Annotated in this window: 15 protein-coding genes; 1 reads left to right on the top strand and 14 read right to left on the bottom strand. The window is 26.1% G+C overall.

From position 1 onward, the window contains the following. Window positions 1-2: 2 nt before the first annotated feature. The 4 genes from dpsA to IC213_RS07550 all read right to left on the bottom strand — a co-directional run bounded on the left by dpsA (window position 3) and on the right by IC213_RS07550 (window position 4,044). The gene (gene dpsA / locus IC213_RS07565) at window positions 3-878 is read right to left on the bottom strand and encodes a dipicolinate synthase subunit DpsA (RefSeq protein ID WP_227482028.1); all 876 of its coding nucleotides are present in this window, start codon (window positions 876-878) and stop codon (window positions 3-5) included. 69 nt (window positions 879-947) lie between these two features. Further along, complete coding sequence (locus IC213_RS07560) at window positions 948-2,339, bottom strand: AMP-binding protein (RefSeq protein WP_227824357.1); 1,392 nt, start codon at window positions 2,337-2,339, stop codon at window positions 948-950. Window positions 2,340-2,342: 3 nt separating this feature from the next. Beyond that, window positions 2,343-3,479 carry a thiolase family protein gene (locus IC213_RS07555; protein ID WP_227482026.1) on the bottom strand — a complete coding sequence of 379 codons (1,137 nt, stop codon included), beginning with the start codon at window positions 3,477-3,479 and terminating at the stop codon, window positions 2,343-2,345. 19 nt (window positions 3,480-3,498) lie between these two features. Further along, on the bottom strand, window positions 3,499-4,044 hold the full coding sequence (locus IC213_RS07550; protein ID WP_227433954.1) for a biotin transporter BioY: 546 nt from the start codon (window positions 4,042-4,044) through the stop codon (window positions 3,499-3,501). Window positions 4,045-4,338: 294 nt separating this feature from the next. Between IC213_RS07550 and IC213_RS07545 the strand changes: the two genes are divergently transcribed. Beyond that, window positions 4,339-5,118 carry a hypothetical protein gene (locus tag IC213_RS07545; protein WP_227824358.1) on the top strand — a complete coding sequence of 260 codons (780 nt, stop codon included), beginning with the start codon at window positions 4,339-4,341 and terminating at the stop codon, window positions 5,116-5,118. Window positions 5,119-5,335: 217 nt separating this feature from the next. Here the strand turns inward: IC213_RS07545 and IC213_RS20975 are convergent, their stop codons facing one another. From IC213_RS20975 to IC213_RS07500, 10 genes are all read right to left on the bottom strand, one after another. Beyond that, window positions 5,336-5,464 carry a hypothetical protein gene (locus IC213_RS20975; protein WP_255613285.1) on the bottom strand — a complete coding sequence of 43 codons (129 nt, stop codon included), beginning with the start codon at window positions 5,462-5,464 and terminating at the stop codon, window positions 5,336-5,338. Window positions 5,465-5,675: 211 nt separating this feature from the next. After that, on the bottom strand, window positions 5,676-5,885 hold the full coding sequence (locus IC213_RS07540) for a hypothetical protein (protein ID WP_227851189.1): 210 nt from the start codon (window positions 5,883-5,885) through the stop codon (window positions 5,676-5,678). Window positions 5,886-6,172: 287 nt separating this feature from the next. Then, on the bottom strand, window positions 6,173-6,607 hold the full coding sequence (locus IC213_RS07535; RefSeq protein WP_227824359.1) for an N-acetyltransferase: 435 nt from the start codon (window positions 6,605-6,607) through the stop codon (window positions 6,173-6,175). Window positions 6,608-6,872: 265 nt separating this feature from the next. Next, complete coding sequence (locus IC213_RS07530) at window positions 6,873-7,826, bottom strand: WYL domain-containing protein (protein WP_227862945.1); 954 nt, start codon at window positions 7,824-7,826, stop codon at window positions 6,873-6,875. 235 nt (window positions 7,827-8,061) lie between these two features. Further along, the gene (locus IC213_RS07525) at window positions 8,062-9,978 is read right to left on the bottom strand and encodes an ABC transporter permease (protein ID WP_227851197.1); all 1,917 of its coding nucleotides are present in this window, start codon (window positions 9,976-9,978) and stop codon (window positions 8,062-8,064) included. Next, window positions 9,978-10,724 (bottom strand): ABC transporter ATP-binding protein, encoded by a 747-nt coding sequence (locus IC213_RS07520; protein ID WP_227433941.1) that lies wholly within the window; start codon window positions 10,722-10,724, stop codon window positions 9,978-9,980. The genes IC213_RS07525 and IC213_RS07520 overlap by 1 nt, the downstream gene beginning before the upstream one ends. 103 nt (window positions 10,725-10,827) lie before the next feature. Continuing rightward, the gene (locus tag IC213_RS07515) at window positions 10,828-11,679 is read right to left on the bottom strand and encodes an undecaprenyl-diphosphate phosphatase (protein ID WP_227433940.1); all 852 of its coding nucleotides are present in this window, start codon (window positions 11,677-11,679) and stop codon (window positions 10,828-10,830) included. Between the two features lie 266 nt (window positions 11,680-11,945). Beyond that, entirely contained in the window at window positions 11,946-12,938 is a 993-nt protein-coding gene (locus tag IC213_RS07510) for a sensor histidine kinase (RefSeq protein WP_227862944.1), read from the bottom strand. Window positions 12,939-12,947: 9 nt separating this feature from the next. After that, window positions 12,948-13,640 (bottom strand): response regulator transcription factor, encoded by a 693-nt coding sequence (locus IC213_RS07505; protein ID WP_227433938.1) that lies wholly within the window; start codon window positions 13,638-13,640, stop codon window positions 12,948-12,950. 519 nt (window positions 13,641-14,159) lie between these two features. Continuing rightward, window positions 14,160-15,119 carry an NrtA/SsuA/CpmA family ABC transporter substrate-binding protein gene (locus IC213_RS07500; RefSeq protein WP_227862943.1) on the bottom strand — a complete coding sequence of 320 codons (960 nt, stop codon included), beginning with the start codon at window positions 15,117-15,119 and terminating at the stop codon, window positions 14,160-14,162. Between the last annotated feature and the right edge of the window lie 19 nt (window positions 15,120-15,138).

The raw sequence follows: 15,138 nt of genomic DNA, 5'->3' as shown, positions 1-15,138 counted from the left end.
CTCTAATCCCTTCTTTCATTTATAATATTTTCTATAGCGTTAACAAGAATTTCACCAGATGTCTTTGGTGAGTATTTACCAGGAAGCCCAAGACAAAGATTTGCATTAATACCTAAATTTTGTGTAACAGAATAATCTAATCCACCAGGAGAAGAAGCTATATCTATAATAGTTACTTCTCTTGATACTTTTTCTAATTTTTCTTTTGTTAAAATACATTCTGGTATGGTATTAAAAATATAATCAAACTTTAAAAGATTTTCATCAAGTTGATTTAAAGAAATACTAGAATACCCAAATGCATTAGCCGTACTCCTTGCATCATTATTTCTTGCTCCAACACATACATTTGCATCTAAAGCATATAATTTTTTAGCAAGTATTTGTGCACACCTTCCAAAGCCTAGTACTAGACAGTTACTTTGGTGCATATTGATTAGACTTCTTTTAATCGCTTCTGCTATAGCTCCTTCAGCTGTAGCAACTGCATTTAAAATAGCAACATCATTCATCTTCATAAAATCATAAACCTGAATAGAGTGTTGCTCACAAAATTTGTAAACTTTAGTTGGTATGTTTCCTCCAAATAGTATTTGATTAGGAGATAAGTTAATTAACAAGTTATCAATAGTAGCATCGAGACAACCATCAGTATTTTCAATACTAAATTGATTTTTTGTAAATGGAATTGGACATAAAATAATGGAACTTTTGGATAGTGCTTCAGCTAGTGAAGTTGCTTTTCCAGCGATTCCATTTATAATTTCATTTGCTATTCCATATATAACTACAGAATATCCTTTATTAATTAGTTTTTTTACCATGTACACTTGTCGCAGGTCTCCGCCTATAACAGTTATATCGTATTGATTTGACATATTGTAAGCCTCCTTTACTATATACAATATGTTTTTATCAATATATTGGTTCACTAAAATTATTAAATATTATACTTCTAACATTTCTAATAGTGCCAATCTATCTATCTTTTCAGAAGATGTATATGGTAATGAATCTAAAAAAATAATTTTTCTTGGAATTTCATTTCTAATTAAATAATTTCTAATCTTAATCAATAAATCCTTTTTTGTAATCTTACCTATGGTTGTTACAAATAATGCAATTTGACTTCCCCTTATAGTATCTAAATAAGGTAATGCAACTGCATCTTCAACTTGAGGAATTCTTTTTACTATATTTTCAAGTTTGATAGAACTGACTTTAAATCCACCAATGTTTACAACATCATCACTTCTTCCTTCAAATATCAAATATCCATCATCATCAAAATATCCAATGTCATTGACAGAATAAGGCTCTGATGCATTATATACTGCATATTTGGTATTTACAAAAATTATTCCATCCTTAATATATACATCTATTTTTGGAAATGGTTTACCTACACTTAGTGGTTTCTCAATCAATTCATCATAACACAAATATGTAATGTAGTTTAATTCACTTGCTCCATAATATAAAATGATTTCAGAATCTGGCATATATTTTTTTATTTTTATTGCTGTATCCTCAAACAACAATTGAGAACCTGTAAAAACACTTCTAACTTTAACTATTATCTCACTTAAATATTTAACCAGTAACTGAAGCTTTGTAGGTATAAGATATATATTAGTTATATTATATTGTTTTATTACATTTATCCATGTTTTACAATTTAAACCTGAATTTATTACAACACTACCACCTTCATATAGTGCTGACATTATAGAATTTAGATTTCCTGTAAAACTAAGTGTTCCATTGATAAATAAAATAGAGTCCTCAGAAATATGGAAAATTTCATTTTGTATAGGAAAAAATCCAGCCCAGCTTTCATATGTTCTATATAATACTTTTGGTACATTTGTAGAGCCTGAAGATAAAGCTCCCATACAAATCTCTTTATCTAAATAGTTTAAAATATTATTATATTGATATACATTTATACTATAATGTTCTGTAGAAGAATTAGCTACCTTTAATATTCTATTGCAACTACCATTAGATAAATAATTTATATCTATATTCTCATCTGATATAACAATTGAAATATTATTCTTTATTAAAATATCACTTAATACTATTTTAGAAAGATTATAATGACAAATGATAGGAACATTATTTGAATAGTTAACACCTAAAAAACTTACTAATTGGAACTTTATATTTTTAGAATAAATTAAAACAGGAATATTTTCACCTATAGAAATCTGTCTCCCAATCTCCTCACTATCTCTTAATATATTGTCATAAGTATACTTTTCTCCATCTATAATCAAAAAATCTTTATCTTTATAGTTGTTTCTTTTTACTTTTAAAAGTTCATAGTAATTCATAATCTACACCCTTTCAATCAATAAAGCAGAACCCAATCCTCCAGCAGCTGCTATAGAGCAAATTCCATACTTCCCATTAGTCTTTTCAAGTGCTTTTAAAAGATGTAACGCAATAATTGCACCAGAAGCACCATATGGATGACCATATGCTAAAGCCCCTCCAAATATATTATATCTATCAATTAATTCTGGATATTTTCTTTGAAATAAAACATCTATAACTGCAAATGCTTCATTAAATTCAATAGCAGATATGTCCATATAGTTAAGCTTTTCTATATCCAAAAGCCTCTCCATAGCTTTTATAGCAGATGTTGGACTTAATTGTGGCTCTGTTCCTATTGTACAAGAATTGATAACTTTAGCCTTTGGATTCTTTTTTGTATTCTCTAAATATTTTTTAGAACACAGAATAAGAAATGAAGCCCCATCATTAATAAGACATGCATTTGCTGCATTTGTAATACTTCCCTTTCCTAAAATTGAAGGTATCCTATCTAATAATCTTTGGCTCATTTTATCACGTATACCTTCATCATATGTATTGCTATCTATAGGAAATATAATATCTTCAAGAAATTTTTCTTCTCTTGTGTTTTTTGCTCTTCTATGACTTTCTTTCACCCAATAATCTAATTCTGCTTTCTCAATTTTATATAACTTTGCCACTCTTTCTGCACCTTCAAGCATACTATTCTCACTATTATTATCTGGAGAAAATTGAGCAACTGCATAGCTTGGATTATTAATATTATATCTCCTATCGTTTTTATGATATGTACGCATTGGTTGTAGAGAACTACTCTCAAAACCTCCTGCAATAATTAAATCGCATTGCCCAGATTTAATCTTTGAAAATGCTATATCTAAGCTCATCATAGCAGAAGCACATTGCATATCTACAGTAAAAGCAGGAACTTCACTTTCTATTCCCGCTGTTAAAGTCATTAATCTTGTGATATTTCCTCCTGTACCAACTGCATTTCCACATATAATCTCATCAATCTTATCAATCTCATACTTTTCAATTAGGTGTTTTAAAACCTTTGCTCCTAGTAATTCTGGTTGAACACATTGAAAAATTCCATTTTTTAGACCAATATGACTTCTTAATCCTCCTAGTATAAAAACATCTTCCATACATTATATCCTCTCTTCATCATAGATTTCTTTTTAGTACGTTATTTAATTTAACACCTAAAAAAGATGCAATAATTGCTTTTATTGTATCTCCAATTAAAAATGGTACAACAGCTGCAAAAAGTGCTGCTTCTACCGTCATTTGATTAAAGTAACACATAAATACTGTTCCCATAAAATATATAATAGGCATACCAACAAAAATTGTTATTGGTATATATCTCTTAATATCATTATTTTTACCTTTTAATAAGCTAATAATTAGTGCTGCAAATAAAAATCCAAAATAAAAACCACCTGTTGGACTTAGTAATTTACCAATTCCAGATGCTCCTCCTCCAAATACAGGTATTCCAATTAAACCTATCATTATGTATACACCAACTGTACTAAATGCTTGTCTTGGTGTTAATATTAAAGCTATTAGATTTATCATTATTGTTTGTGCTGTTACTCCTGCTGGTGTAAATGGTAATGGTATATATATGTATGATGATATACATAATAATGCTACACATATTGACATTTTAGTTAAATCTTGAATATTTACTCTATTATTTTTCATTTTCATAATTCCCTTCATATGTCTTATTCAATTTAGTTTATATGTACATATACAAATCTTCTATTAAAGCTTTGTTTTAGTATAAAAGAAAGCTGTTTTTTTGTCAACCTAAAATATTGTATAGGTTTACATTCAACTTATAAGTAAACTTGCTTCTAATCCTTTATGTTTTAATGGTTATTTATAAAATTTTACTTATAAACAAATCTATTTGCCCTATACTTGTAAATTATAATATGATATATTTTATATGAGATTTTATTTCATATAATAAATTAACAAGGAAGTGACAATATGAAAACTAATGAAAATCAATTAAACAACATAGATAAAGAACTAGATGAACTTAGTAAAAAAGTTTATCTAGAATCCCCAGATTTTTGGATAAGTATTTCTGATAAGATAGTAGATAAAGTTTTTGATGAAATGTTATTATTTTTTGCAGTAAAATATGATTATTACAATATACTATCTTTTGCAATTGAAAACAATTATATAGATTTAAATATGCCATCAAAAAATAAAGACTATCCAGATATAATGAGTCATTTTTTATACACAGCAAAACAAAATAAAGATAAAAAGATTTACAATTACCTTTTAAACTTAAATAAAAAATATACCATAGGTGAAAACTCCTCTTTAGATGATTCAAATCGCAATACTGAAAAGGACACTTTTGAAAAAAAAGATGTATATATTCCAAAATATATGTGTCCAAATTGTAATACAAATATTTTTGATACAGGCTATAGAGTGTCAAATGATATAACATATAAATTTTCTTTTCAAGATGCTGAACCGATTGAAGTATCTAATGAGATTTCTTCTATTAAATGTTGTAATTGTGATAAATTAATAGAGAATGTAACTACTGACAAATTGTATAGTATTTGTAAAATTCAAAACTGTGATAATTGTGGCTCTAGCTTAACTAAAGTAGGAATTATTGCAAAGAAAAAAATGGAGTTTAATGAGAATACTGAAGAATTTGGGTATGTTTCAACGTCTTATTGTTGTAGCAATTGTGGTTCTGAAATAGATTCTTCTCAACGAGAATATTTTAAGCTTTAATATTTTATATTTTAAAAATAATTTCAAATAAGAATACTATGTTATTAAATATTATTATAGAAATTTTTGTGGACATATTTGGAGATATAATTTAAATGCTTTTTGCATAGACACTTTAATAGTAATTAAAATTGCTATGAAATTAGATATTATTAAACTAATTTCATAGCAATTTTTAGTAATATAATTTTTATTAATTTTGGACAAATTTTATTTTCTATCTCTTTAATGTACCGACCATAACTCTTAAATCAATTGTTATATTAGATATCCCTGACTCTATCAACCTTAAAATCTCTTCTTCATCTGATGTTGATGTTAAAGGAGTCATTTTAACTAAGTTCATTAAATTTAATATATTGATATCAGTTTTATAATTGATTCTATTTTCATAAATTACATCAAGGTGTTTTTTAAATCCAGCTACAATGTTTTTATTATTATAATCATTATTCTTTATATTTCCCTGTATACTTTTCCTTATTTCTTTTAAATAATTTGATTATTGGACAATCTTTACTATTATTCCATCATCATTTAAAGCCCTTGTAAATTCCTTATAATTTGCAGGAGAAATTATATTTAATATTTTTATCTTCATATAATTTATTTAAGAAATATCCTTCTCCACATCCAGCATCTAAAATGTGGTTATGCATTACATACTTTGTTTCTTCTATTAAATTATCATATACTTTAGAATTATATATTTCATGTCTTGATTCAAATAATTCTTTATCATAAATAGTTTTAGTATTACTATTCAATTTAAACAGCACGAAATTATGGCTACTTATATAAGGTATATTTTTCTATCTTATATAAGATTATGTTATAGGTTTTTGTAAAATAGCCACAACTTGTGCGCTATCCTCTTATTCTAAAATAATACATAAATGCTCTTTTATTCATTATTTTATCCTCCCATAGTTATATATTTTGTAATATTGATTAAATTACAAGCATATATAATTCATGATTTTAAAGTTTACTATTATAAAAATACATCTATTCGAGTAATAAATTCTTTTATTACTATTCTAATGTGAATATACTAAAGTTGTTTACTATATTCCATTATATATTCTTTAAATCCTGAATCTTCATTTATTTGTTCTTTTACTATATTAAAACCTTTTTTGATATAAAATACAACTGCCTTTTTATTATCTTTATATACTGCTAAACTTAGATTTTTATATTCTTTAAGTGCATAGTCTAAAAGTTTACTTCCTATTCCTAAGTTTTGATAATTTGTACTTATAAACAATGCTCCTATAAATTCATTGTCTATAATACTTATAAATCCTTTTATTTCTTCTTCGTCATCATATACAAAAGTTTCAGATATAGGCATATATTCGTTTTTGACAGTATTGTAGTTATTTTTCCAATAATCTTTATTTATAAAATCATGTGCTTTGATTGTACTTTCTTCCCATATTTCCATTATTTTTTCTATATCTTTGTTATTTGATTTTCTTATCATAAATTTTATTTCACCTCATTTTTTTATTGCTTTCTTATTATTATTTATAGAATACGTATGTTTTATTTAGATATTATTTAGTTAATATAAAACCTAATAGCTTCGAAACTTCTTCTACTTTCCAATCCACTTTACATACAACTTAGTTAATATAAAACTACTATCATGATTAAAAGACATAAATCGTACACAAATCTCTCTCAACTACTATATTAACACTAGACCGTGAACTATACCTGTCTTAATATAAAACTAATTAAAAAAATTAGTAAAGTTTTCTCAATTTTTCAATTTCAGATAAGATATCATTCTTCAGTCTCTCAGGTTCTATGACTTCAACATAAGCTCCCATACTTAAAATCCAGCTTTTTATTTCCTCATAACCTCTCATTTTAGCTTTAAACAATATAGATTCTTCATCAACATCACTAATTTGTTGATTATTAACCCATACCTTTTCCCTTATAATTGTTGCAAATGGTTGCTTAATTTTTATAGCTATATTAATTTCTTCTCCTTTGTAAATATCTATACTATTCTTACTATATTCGTTCCAATTGAAATTTCTATCTACAATATATTTTTCGTCTAAAACAATATAATCTTTAATTCTACATAATTTAAAATCTATAAACTTAAGTCTTTTTTCACAAAAAGCTACCATATAAGTATCTGATTTATAGTTAAACAAACCATATGGATGTACAACTCTTTCACTATTTCCAGAATTCAAAGAATAATATTTTATCTTAATTTTACGTTTTGTTGTATATGCTCTAGTTATTTCATTGCATTTCTTTTTTTCAAATCCATAATCACAATTACATTTTGCTTGTATTGTGAAATAATCCATATATGTATCGCTTTTTTCCCCTGTATTTAATACTGCTTTTATTTTGTCTACAATATTATTAAATTCATTTTTATAAATATCATTATTATACTTTAGTTGTGAATTTATCATATCTAGAATTGAAACTTCATTATCTAATAATCTAATGTATGAAAGGCTATTACATTTATCTATTTCATAACCACCATAAATTCCAGGTGTTGAGTTTACAAATATGCCTGCTTGTTCCAAATATTCTTTGTAACTTTTTATTTGCCTTTCACTTACTTCCAACTCTTCTGCTAACTCTTTGCATTTCATTTTACCTCTACTTTGAATTAATATCATCATTCTCAATGCATTAGCTAATTTACTAATAAATAACACCCCCTAATAACATTAATTAATATTTTATATTATTTATTTCTACAGATATGTGCATATAACCTCTTTATACTTTATATAAGTAGAATATTTTTATAATTTTGACATTTATTATGTCATATTCGTATAGAATCTTAATAATTAATACAATAAAAAATATTACTGAAAAAATAAACATTTATAATTTCAGTAATATTAATTAATTTTAAACCTTTTTGTTATTAGTTAATTATATCCATTAAAAATTGACTAAATTTAATCTTATCTCTTTTAAATAACTATTTCTTACAAGTAAGAAATACACTATTTGAACTATAAACAAGCTTCCCATTACTAAAATCGCAGATGACGCAACCTCTATATCAAATGAATTTTTCAGTGCAGTAAGTGCAAATATCGAATGTATAACAGCTACTACATAAGGTAACAAAAACACAATCCCAATCTCAATGGTTGAAGCTCTCTTAATCTCCTTATATGTCATCCCCAATTTATTTAACTGTTCATACTTTTTCTTGTCAACTTGACAATCCATATAAAACTTATTATATAAGAAACTGCTTGTAGTAACAAAGAAAATTAAACCTATAAATATTGCTAAAAACATAAATGTAGAATATGTTAGTTTACCAGTTTCTATCATTAATTCTTTGGAGAAAAACAAATATGGTTGCATTCCAGACTCATTATCAAATTTATCTTCGAATTGTTTACATACATCTATAGTTTCACTTGAACCTTTTACCTCAAATGCTGAGAATCTATCTACTATAAATTTTGATTTTATACTATCATAAAAATTATCCTTTACCACATACATATTTTTATAATATGCTGGCATAACACATTCTTCTACCTGTTTTGCCACTCTTAAGCTTATATTCCCTATAATGACATTTTCTTTTACCTTTTTATTACCAGGTAGTCCTGATGAAAATAATGATATACATTCATTATCTTCAAAATTTATAGGCTTAACCCCTATACTCTTCGTAATTTCTAAGTACTTGGATTCTTTAATTATTCTTACATTAAAATCACTTTTCTTAGGAAATACAGTTTTAAACTCACCATTAACTCTTTCATAATCTATACCTTCTTTTTTTAACTTACTTTCTATAAAACTCATTCTTTCCTTATCTTTCTTTTTACTATCAGGTTTATTAGTGTCATTATGCAGAGTCATTGTTGAATAATATATTGTGTTAGGGTATATTAAATTAATTTGACGTTTTACATCTTTCCAAAATGAGTAAACTGTACCTATAGCAGTGAATGCCACTGCAGAAGTTATAGTTATCAAAAAGAATATCCTAGCATTATCCTTTACCTTATAAATTAAATTTGAAATCCAAAGCATATTTGTATTTCTTCTATAAAAACTTTTCTTCATCTTCAATTTTTTTATAAAGTACACACTAAATTGAGAAAAGAATAAATAAGTTGCTACTATAGTAAGAGATGTAACTGGAACTAATCGTAAATAAGTTGTATACTGGTCAGTTGATGTAACAGCACTATAATATGCTATTACAAACAGGCAAATACTTAATATAGCAAGTATTAGTGATGTTTTAGGCTCTGGTTTTGGAGTTTTTGTACCTTTAAGTAACCTCAATACTTGATTTTCTTTAATTATAAAAGAAGTAAATATAGATGTTAATATAGCTAAAACCATAAAATAAATTAAAGTGGAAAACATTGCATTTAATGGTATATAAAAGTTTAGAGGTGATAATTCTAAAAAGGTAGACATAACTACTAAAAATACCTTTGAAAAAATTAAACCTACTATTATTCCAATTAAAGAAGATACTATATTTATTACTATATTTTCTATAAGAACCAATTTCATTACTTGTCGTTTTGATATACCTGTAATATAGAGTATTCCAAACTCTTTATATCTACTTTTAAGAAAAACACTCACTGAATAAAATACAAAGAAGAATAAAAACAAATATGCAATTATTTTACTCATCTTAAGCCCTTCTTTTAAATAGTCAGGAAATTGAGATATATCTAAATCTGGATGACCTGTAAACATAATAAAAGAAAAAAGTAGTGACGAGGATATAACAATACTTGTTAAATATCCTAGATATGCTTTAATATTTCTTGAAATATTATTAATGGCAAATTGTTTTATGTTCATTAATTATCTCCTCCCAATAATGTAAGCACATCCATTACTTCTTGATAAAATTGTTCTCTACTATTTTCCTTATATATTTCATTGTATATAGCTCCATCCTTTATAAATAAAATACGATTACAATAGCTTGCTGCTAATGGGTCATGAGTTACCATCATAGTAGTGACTTTATTGTCTTTATTTATCTTTTGAAATAGTTCCATTACAGTCTTTGATGACTTTGAATCTAAATTACCTGTTGGCTCATCTGCCAAAAGTATTGATGGTTTATTGATTAAGGCCCTAGCAATAGCAGTTCTCTGAGCTTGACCGCCAGACACTTCAAAAGTTCTTTTATTTAATAAGTCTTCTATACCTAAAATTTTAGATACTTCATTTAGCTTTTCATCTTGCTCTTTTACACTTACCTTATCCAATGTCAATGGCAATACTATATTTTCGCCAATAGTTAAAGTATCCAATAGATTAAAATCTTGAAATACAAACCCCAACTCTCTTCGTCTAAATAATGCAAGTTCTTCACCTTTTAGTGATAATGGATTTTTACCTTTTAATTCTATTTTTCCTGTAGTTGGCTTATCTATAGTAGAAATCATATTTAAAAGAGTGGTCTTTCCACTTCCAGATGGTCCCATAATTCCTACAAATTCTCCATCATCTATACTAAAACTTATATTGTTTAATGCATTAAAAATCATTTTTTTACCATATACCTTGCTCAAATTACTCACAATTAAAGTTTTCATTATTTATAGCTCCTTTATAAGTTATAAAATGACATGCAGTATATATTAAATACTACTCATATTAATTAAAGAAATTTTATATAAATACTGAATTTATTTTAGTTTATATACTAATTATGTTAGTAAAAGCTAATACAGCAAGTACTATACCTGCCACTATTCTATATACAGCAAATACTCTCATTGGTTTTTTCTTTAAAAAATTTACGAACTTTTCCATAACTACTATAGACACAAGAAAAGCTACTATAAACCCAACAATTAAAGCAATCCATAAAGTTGGTGTCATTATTGAATAATCAAATTCAAATAAATCTAGTCCTGAAGAAGCTACCATTGCTGGTATAGCTAAGAAAAAAGAAAATTCCGCTGCTGTAGGAGAATTAAGCCCTGCTATCCATCCACCCATAATAGTGGATGCACTTCTTGACATTCCCGGCCACGCAGATAAAACTTGTAATACACCAATCTTCAAAGCTTGTACTGGAGTAATTTTATCTATATTATCTGTTGAGTGCTTCTTTTTTCTGAATAGAGTTTCTACAACTAATAATAAAATTCCTCCAACTATAAACCCTACAATTACAGATTGTAAATTAAACAATGCTTTTATGTTATCATAAAATATAACTCCCACAATTCCAAATGGTATGCAACCTACAATAACATTTATTCCAAACTTAAATCCAATTTTTCCTTCCTTTCCTCCAGTAAATATAAATTTAAAAAACTCTATAACACTATTCTTTATTTTTTTCCAATAAAGTACTACTACTGCTAGGATAGCTCCAAGTTGTATTACAACTTCAAACATTTCAGCAAATTGACCTTTAAAATCTATCAAACTTCCCACCAAAATCATATGACCTGTAGATGATACTGGAATAAATTCTGTAAGTCCCTCCACTATAGCTATTATTATTGATTTTAATATAAAAATGATATCCAAACTCATTGATAAACACCCTTTCCCTACTATATAATCTTCTTAAAATTTCTTTTCTTATGTCATTTCTTATACTAATTTTAATTGACATTAGAAAGTTTCACTATCTACAAACATTACACAAACATTACATCTATGTAATGTTTGCAAAAAATAAACTATTTTAAAATTAGATTGTATAATTATAAATCTCATTAAAATATATGGACATATTAATTTTAACAAGATATTTAAATTATAAATACAATATTAATCCATCTTAAAATAGCCTCTTATTAGTTTATATTATCTTTACTGAATATTATTGAAACTTCAGTTCCTTTCCCAACTTCTGATTTTATATTGACCCTATGACCTAAGTTGTCACATACTTTTTTTACTAAATAGAGCCCCATACCTGTGGATTCTCCAAATTTACGTCCATTTTCTCCTGTAAAAAATGGGTCAAATACTCTTTTTATATCTTTAGATACAATTCCAACACCTTTGTCTATTATACTTAAAATTATAGACTTATTATTTTCTTCAGATTTTATAATTAAATCTTTACTGTAATCTTTGGAATATTTAACTCCATTTGTAATTAACTGATTTATTATAAATTTCATCCATTTTATATCTGTATAAATATAAATAGATTTATCTATATGTATTTTAGGAATTATACCATTCTTTATGAATAATCTCTTTTCCTCATTTATAGTATCTACTATGATATCATTCAAATTAGCTTTTTCAACCACAAAATCTTTCTGAAATTCATCCACTCTTGCGAAATACATGGCCATGTTTAAGCCTTTATTAAGTCTATCTATCTCTTTTTTTATATTTTCAGTAACTTCTTCACCTTCATATTCCTGAAGTTGAAGACTTATAACTGATATTGGAGTTTTCATTTGATGAATCCATTGGTTGATAAAAGTTAAGTGTTCACTATGTATTTTTTTATGTTCTTGAATCATTGATTGATATAATCTATGTTGTTGTTTTAAAATAACTGATATGTTTTCTCCGAAAAAAGAGTTCCCTAAATATAAAAAGGATTCATCTAAGGAGTTTATACCTTTTGTAAATATAGTATATACTTCTCTGTTTTTATAATATTTATATACCAAAAAACATAATAATATAAAAGTACTAAACAATAAGATATACAAAGCTTCTTCTACATTAATAAATTTCATAAGACTACAATAAATAATTGTCATAGATATTCCTAAATAATATATAAAAATATAGCCTTTACAATCTTTAAATAATAATTTCATATTTTCTCCTTACCAATTTTTATTTAATTTATATCCTACTCCTCGTACAGTTTGAACAGCATCATTTATACCTAACTCCTCAAATCTTTTTCTTATTCTGCTAACATTTACATTTAGAGTATTTTCCTCTACAAACTCAATATCATCCCATATCTTTTCTAATAGATAATCTCTACTTACTACTTTAGGGTATTTTTTTATAAGACACTCAAGTAATATTCCTTCTTTTTTGGTGATAACCAAAGTCTTATCCTCTAACTCTATCTCTAATCTTTCTGGATAAAATTTTAGTCCATCTAGTTCTAATATTCTCTCATCTATTTTAGGCGAATATTCACCATATACCCTTCTTATCTGACTTTTTATCTTTGCCATTACTACATCATAATAAAAAGGCTTTGTTATATAGTCATCTGCTCCACTTTCTAAAGCTCTAATCTGGTCTAAATTACTATCTCTAGCTGATACAAAAATTATAGGAATGTTTGACTGTTGTCTAATACATCTACACCAATAGAATCCATCAAATTTTGGTAAATTTACATCTAAAAGCACTAAGTCTGGCTTGAAATTTGCAAATGTAGTAATTATATTATCAAAGTTTTCTTCAACCATTACTTCAAATCCATATTTCTCTATATAATCTTTAAGTAATGTACTTATTGATATATCATCTTCTACAATATATATTTTATGACTCATATAATTCCTCCATATTTTAGTTTTCTTATTTACCATATATTCATATAACTTTCACATATGGCTTTATGTATAGTATAGATACCTACTCAGATATCTATCAATTTATTAAATTTCAAAATACAGTATATTAATATTTATTAACAATTATTGGTAATATTTATACTTATAATTTTCTAATTTTTTGTTTGATATACACTTATTTACATAATATTATATATTATATTTATACCTGTATACTATCTATATTAAGCATGATATCTTTGTATCTATATATAATAAAATATTATTGTTAACTTTATTAATATAATTGTATTATAAAATACCTTATATAAAATACTATAAAAATATCTTCTTCTATCTGTAAATAAATATATTATATATTTAAAAACACTCTAATAATTTAAAATTAAAACATATCTCTTCGCTATATAAACATACCATTAGCATATATTTTTATCAATAGAATAGAAAAAGTTACCTTAAATAAGGTAACTTAAACTTTTAACACTATTATCACTACTACTTAGCATTATATATTAATTCTTTTATGTTTACTTTTTTCTCTTGTAATCCATTTTTTATTAAGAAGTCTTGTGTCTCCTCAAGAGAAGATATATCTTTGTCTGTTATATCTAAACTAAAATCATACCAAGCATATAATTCTTTAGTTTCTTCAACGCTTAAATCAACTTCTTTTGCTACCTTTTCCATAGCTTCATCAAAGTTATTATCTACATATTCTAAAGTTTCTTTTTCAACTTTCATAAATCTTTCAACTACCTCTGGATGTTTTTCAGCAAAATCCGTACTAACAGCAGTTACTATTATGCCATCTACTAAACCTTCACCATTTGCTACAAGTTTACTTCCAGACTTCATGGCTTTAAGAGCTGCTGGTCCAGCAATCAATGCAGCATCAACACTACCATCAGAAAGAGCTGCTGATGCTTCTGGAATACCCATGTTAACAAACTCTACACCATCCATACTTAATCCTTCTTTATCAAGTGCTGCAATTAATACTTGATGTAATATAGTCCCTTTTGGTCCTGCTACTTTCTTACCTTCTAAATCTGCTGCTGATTTTATTGAATCATTATTTGTTAAAATCATAAATCCTTTTGGTGACCTACTATAAGTGTTTAGTATCTTTAATTCCACTCCATTAGATGCAGCTATCAAAGCTGATGTACCACCTAATGCGTGTAAAAAGTCTATTTCTCCAGCAGCTAAAGCCTGTGTTTGCTCTGGTCCTGTAGTAATTTCATGAAAATTAACTTTTATATTATCCTTTTTAAATTCTTTCCCAAATAAATCATCCTGTTTTTGAATTATAGAAGGTACATTTAGTGGTGATTTTACATAAGTTAAATTTATTTCTGAAAGATTTTCACTATCATTCTTTTTTGCACATCCAGCTAAAGATGCTGTCGCAAGTGTCAATATTGTTATACCTATCAATAGTTTTTTTAATTTCATATTTTTACTCCTTAAAATA

It is taken from the genome of Clostridioides sp. ES-S-0049-02 (assembly GCF_020658465.1).
Lineage (GTDB): Bacteria > Bacillota > Clostridia > Peptostreptococcales > Peptostreptococcaceae > Clostridioides.
The sequence above is the reverse complement of the archived record's forward strand: the minus strand, read 5'-3'. Positions and strand labels throughout refer to the sequence as shown.